This window comes from Methanobrevibacter sp. UBA188, assembly GCF_905234905.1.
Lineage (GTDB): Archaea > Methanobacteriota > Methanobacteria > Methanobacteriales > Methanobacteriaceae > Methanocatella.
In genome coordinates this window covers 1-6,283 of record NZ_CAJOJM010000061.1, presented here as the reverse complement: position 1 = coordinate 6,283, position 6,283 = coordinate 1, and the positions used below count along the sequence as shown (strand labels likewise).

General features: G+C 33.5%; 2 protein-coding genes. Both read left to right on the top strand.

The window, feature by feature from the left end; all coding sequences use genetic code 11:
- Positions 1 to 3,720 (top strand): Ig-like domain repeat protein (locus tag QZ143_RS08880; protein WP_292883338.1); only part of this gene is annotated, 3,720 nt, incomplete at its 5' end.
- A 116-nt stretch (positions 3,721 to 3,836) separates the two neighbouring features.
- Complete coding sequence (locus tag QZ143_RS08875; protein ID WP_292883335.1) at positions 3,837 to 5,387, top strand: hypothetical protein; 1,551 nt, start codon at positions 3,837 to 3,839, stop codon at positions 5,385 to 5,387.
- The last annotated feature ends 896 nt before the right edge of the window (positions 5,388 to 6,283 follow it).

The window sequence follows — 6,283 nt, the reverse complement described above, 5'->3', positions numbered from 1 at the left end:
TCTAATTCTTCATCTTTGGATTTAGGACAGCACACAATTGAATTTTATTATTTGGGAAATGAAATATATAACCCTGCAAATGCCTCCCTCACATTTGAAGTAACCGATGTCATTATTGATCTTAATGAAAACGTATATGCAGGTATTGGAAATTCAAATTATTATAGAGATTATATTGCTACAATCAGGTCAATCTATGACGGAGGGCATTATTCAATCGTTGTTGATGATGAACTATTTGAAATAGGATTTATTAATAGTGATTACAGTTTCTATGCTAATCAATACTATGATTCCATAATATCCAATATCCCTCGCGGCATCCATGACGTTAAGATAATCTATACAAATGGAAATGTGACAAAATCTGTGAATAATACTGTTAATGCAAGTTATTATCTTCATCAAAGCAATAATTTCGATTATAATAACTATTTTAGAGAAGACAATCTCACTTTTAATTTTGAAGTTTCCAGAGAAGTTAGTGGAAATTTGATTGTAACTGCAGACAAAGATTATATTGTCCCGATTGTTAACGGAACAGCCAATCTAACCATTCCACATTTGGAAAGAGGCAGATATAATATAACTGTGCGCTATGATGGGGATGAATATCCGGAATTATATGAAGTAATATCCATTGGGGAAAAACATGGAATCTATTCCAATAGTACAGGATATTCTAGCATGATGTATGGCGAAGATTTAATATTTGTCACCAATCTTCCAAGTGATTTTGTTGGAAAGTTATATGTATATGAAGACATCAATAATACTGAAGTACCTATACAAACAGTAGATATTGTTGATGGCAATGCAAGGGTGAATGTTTCTTTAGATTATGGAACCCATAACATATTTGCCAGAATTATAGATTATGATGAAACAAAATACGTTTTTGATAGCGATGCCCCTGATGATGAGGATTTACGCCGAGTCATTACAGGTTATTTAAATATATATCAATTTAGCATTGTTCCTCCAATTAAGGACCTCAGCGGATATGGCAATAATTTGGAAGAATCAGGCAGCGGTTATTATAGTAGAAAACTTTATTTCGGTGAAAATGTAACATTAACTGTTGAACTGCCGAGTGATGCTAATGGAATACTGTATCTCTGCCAAGAAAGGGAAATTAATAATATCAACAAAATTATTACCCTCAATCAGTTTGAAGTCATAAACGGAAAGTCAACTGTCTTCATAGATGATTTTTACAAAATAGGTTCTAACACATTCTATCTTAAATACGATGATAGCAAATACCATTTATTTGATGATTTGATTAGTATAAAGCTATGTCCGACAGTAACTTACCCAGATGAAATTGTTGTAGGCGATGATGAATATATAGTAGTTACTTTGCCTATCGATGCTAATGGAACAGTATCTGCAGCAAGTTTAGGTGATGCAGATGTGGAAAATGGCGTGGCCAGAATACCACTTTCCAATCTAAGTGTTGGAAAGCATTATTTTTATATAACTTATGAAGGAAATTATGGCCGTTATACATCTATCATTATTGTTTATCAAGAACCAAACGAATATATTGTAGTTACAAAGCCAAAATCATTTATTCACATTTCCAATTCATCCGATACGCTGACAGTAGAGCTCAATGAAGATGCAACAGGAGACATAATTGTAAAGGTAGGTGACCAGTTCTTTACAAAAACTCTTGAAGGAGGCAGAGCCACCATAACAGGAGTTAATTTGAACGAAAATGAAGAAGTTCAGCTTTCCTATGCAGGTGACAAAAAGTATGCTCCAATCGACAAAAATTCAGTTAAGCTTGGTGAAAGTAATATCACATCCAAAGCCAATGCCGATTTGAAAGTCAATGCAGCTGACATTGATGAAGGCGAAACTGCCATCATCACATTTACAATTAACACAAAGGCAAATGGAAACATCATGGTTCAGGTCGGAGATGCCAATCTTGTTGCGACCATCATAAACGGCGAAGCAAGTGTCAATGTAGACAATTTAAAAATCGGAAAATATGATGTGACTGCAACTTATGAAGGTAATGACTATGTCCTGGCGGAAAATAAAACCGCTTCATTCAACGTATACAGCAACTCCACAGGCACATTCTCACAACTATCCACTTTAATCTCAAACACTCCTGAAAATGGCATTTTAAACTTAAATAAGGATTATGTTAAAGATGCATCATCATCCAATGAAGGAATTGTCATTTCAAAAGCGATAACCATTGACGGCAAAGGCCACACTATTGATGCCAACCACACATCAAGAATATTTAAGGTTCAGGCTGCAAACGTCACTTTAAAGAATATCAACTTCATAAACGGATATTGCGCAGAAAATGGCGGTGCAATCTATTGGAGCGCTATGAATGGTGCTGTGTTCAACTGCAACTTTATAAACTGCTCTTCTGCAAGTCGTGGAGGTGCAATCTATTGGAATGGTAATAATGGAGTTATCAGCAAAGCCACCTTTGAAAATTGCGTTGCGAACCTTGATGGAGGATGCATCTATGTCAATGGAAACATCAACGTAGAGATAAGCGAATCTGAATTCATAGGAAATGATGCCGGTGATGTGAACAATGCAGTTTACGGTGGAACTGTCACCAACTGCAGTTTTGTTGATAGAACTGCTCCAGAAAATGTTACAAACACTACATTGATTGAAACCAGAACAATGATTATGGTTAACGTATCCAACATTTATCTTGGAGATTCAATTGAAATCACTTCATTTGTGTTCAATGAAAACAATGCCCCGGTTACAGGCAATGTTGACCTGTATGCCAATTTCACTTTTATTGGATCAGAAGGTAATGGAAATTCATTCACATTCACTCCACCACAAGCAGGAAAATATCTCATTGAAGCCCGATTCGGCGGAGATTCAAATTTCAAAGCAAGTGCAGGAAACATTACCGTTAATGTAGTTCCAAATATTGTTGTGGAAATTGTTCCCGAAACTATAGAATCAGACAATGAGGGAGTAATCATTTTGGAATTCCCTGATGATGCAACCGGAACTATTACAGTATTCATTGACGGAACACAATACAAAGTATACGAAATCATTGGAGGAATACTCAAAATAGACCTATCCCATATGAACGGAAAATACACAATAACATTCCAGTATTCCGGAGACGACAACTACCCTGCATTTAAAAAGGACTCAGAGGTAAGCATACAGACAAACCCATCAATAACAGCTTCCAATGCCAAAGTCCTATACTCAGCAGGAACAACATACAAAATAACAGTATACAAAAACAAAGGAATATTGGCAAAGAGCGTCAGTGTAACTATAAAACTAAACAACAAGAAATTAAAGCCAATCAAAACAAATTCCAAAGGAGTCGCAAGCTTCAAGGTAACACAAACACCAGGAACCTACAAGCTAAAAATAACATCCCTTGGAAAAACAGTAACAAAAACACTAACAGTAAAACACATAGTAACACTAAAAACAGCAACAGTCAAAAAATCCGCCAAAAAACTAATACTGCAGGCAACACTCGCCAAAGTAAACAAAAAATACCTTAAAAAGAAAACCATAACATTCAAATTCAACGGCAAAAAATACAAAGCCAAAACCAATGCAAAAGGTGTCGCAAAAGTAACCATCAAAAAATCAGTGCTTAAAAAGCTCAAAGTAGGCAAAAAAATAACCTACCAGGCAACATACCTAAAAGACACCGTCAAAAAAACAGCTAAAGTTAAAAAATAGGGACCCACCAATCCTTATTTTTACTTATTTTCTTAATTAAAGCAAAAGCTTTCTAAGACTTAAATACTTTCTTAAAAAGAAATAATCCCATATAAAGAATAATAACCTGTGATATTATGGGATTTAAAAAAGCGATTTTAGTACTATTACTACTAATTATTTTAACAATGGGAGCCGTTAGTGCAAATGACGATGTAAACAATCTAACGGCAGTTGACACGCAAAACTATACTGAATCGAGTGTTGACAATATCGACATAGTTTCAGATGAAGATGACGAAGACAATTCTGATTTGGATGATGATCCCGGTTGGGAAGATGAATTGGACTATTATATTTCAGTTAAAGAAAAATATAACATTCATGACCTAGATTCTGAGTTAATTAATTATAATTTCTGGTATTGTGGCAATGGTGGAAACCTTTCAATATTTGTCGATGATGAATTATGTAAGGTCTATGATGTTGAACTTGATGAATATACCCGAATTTCCGCTAATGATTTGGGATTAAGCAATTTGGAATATAAAAACTACACCGTTGATGTAATCTATTCAGGTGACAATACTTTTGAAGGATTCAATGAAACATATGTTTTCAGAGGATACTGGGGCTTTGATGTATATATAACTGAAGATTTCGATTCTATAGATTTACGATATGGAGATAGCATTCATATCAGAATATCTATTCCAAATGATGCCAACGGCAATATCACATGTACAATAAACGGCAGAAAATATTCGATAAAACCGGAAGATCTTGATGAAGATGGCATTTTTACAATTGGACAGGATAAATTAGATTATGGAAGTAACAACTTAGAATTCATTTATGAAGGTGATGATTATCCTCCAGATTCTTACGAATTTGAAATTGATTATATTGCAACATATTCCATACATAACTGGTGCAATTTCAATGAACCAACATATATTTACGTGAATCTGCCTGCTGATGCACAGGGAAATTTGGATGTTTATGAAATAGTTGATGAGCAATACAAATTATTAGGTTCTGTTCCGGTTGAAAATGGATTTGCAAACGTCACATTAAGCAATTTAAAACTTGGTTATCATGAAATCTATCCAAATTATACTGGCAGCGATTATAAAGTTTACTGGGAGGGGGGCAGTAACTATGATGTTTCTTTAAATCCAATTGTCATTGCAAATCCTATAAATGTTAATAAACCTAATAACAACTTAACTTTTATTGTACCTGAGGAATATGAAGGGATTTTAACATTGACCATCAGTGGTGAAGAGCGCAGTGTTAATGTCACCAACGGCATTGGATCTATCGGGTTCTTTAATATCAATTCCACAGAATATGATGATGAATATGAATCTTTCATCTTAAGATATGATTTAAGATTTGAAAGTGGAAATTATACTTTTAGTGATGACTCTTCAATTAGGATATATGACGTTAATCCAAATATTGTTTTAGATGTTAATGTGGATGATGTTGTGCTTAAAGGAGACTCTATCGATTTTAGTATACGGAATGTGCCGGAAGATGAGAATGAACTCTTAGGCAATGTTACAGTATATATCGATGGACAATTAGTATTTAATACTGGAAATCCTTGGGATTTACACTGGGCTAGCTCTAATTCTTCATCTTTGGATTTAGCAAACTCTGTTAATGAACCTCTTACATGAAGGAAATTTGAGTTAATACTTCATCCATTCAGTGTTTCTGAATTACTACAGCAGAAAGCAGTGATAAATGTTGAGGATAATCTTAATCAATGGATGATAACTTGATTATATCCAGATTCAGTGCTTAATTATGATGAAAACCTCTTATATGACTTGGTTAATAATTATACATATAAAGATATTTTAATATTTGATAAAATAAAAAAGTCAGAGAATTTAATTAAGCTTTTAAAGGCCTTGGCATTACAAATTTGAAACGAGGTTTCATACCGCGAATTGTGAGAAATGGCTAATTTGAATCCAAAAACAGTAGAACAATACGTTCAAATTTTAGAACAAGCATTTATTATTTTTAGACTTCAACCTTATACTTTAAACGAAAGAACAGGTATAAAAAAATTAAGAAAAATTTATTTTCGAGATCTATGAATAAGGAATGCTTTAATTAATAACTTAAATCCTATAGATTTAAGAACGGATGTATGACATATTTGGGAGAATTTTGTTATAGTCGAATTTTTGAAAAAAATGAATAATACCCTAGATCATAGTAGTTGCTATTTTTGGAGAGATTGATGAAAAGAAGTAGACTTTCTCGTGATGAAGGGGGGAAATTTATATTGATATGAAATAAAACATAAATCGGATAGATGAAAAAACTTTAATTATATCAAAGAACAGTTAAATTTAACCACTTTTGAAGTGGTAAATAAGTCTAATTTCACTTCATTTATAAACTAAATCGATAATATAAAAAAACTGACCTCCATTATCTCAATGAAGGCCAGCATCAATCAATCAAGATTTTCAGTTACTAACATCTGTTACCTAGTTCCGCTAGGACGGACCATAGCATTGTGCATTGGCAATACTTATAGTAATGTTACCTCAGTAAA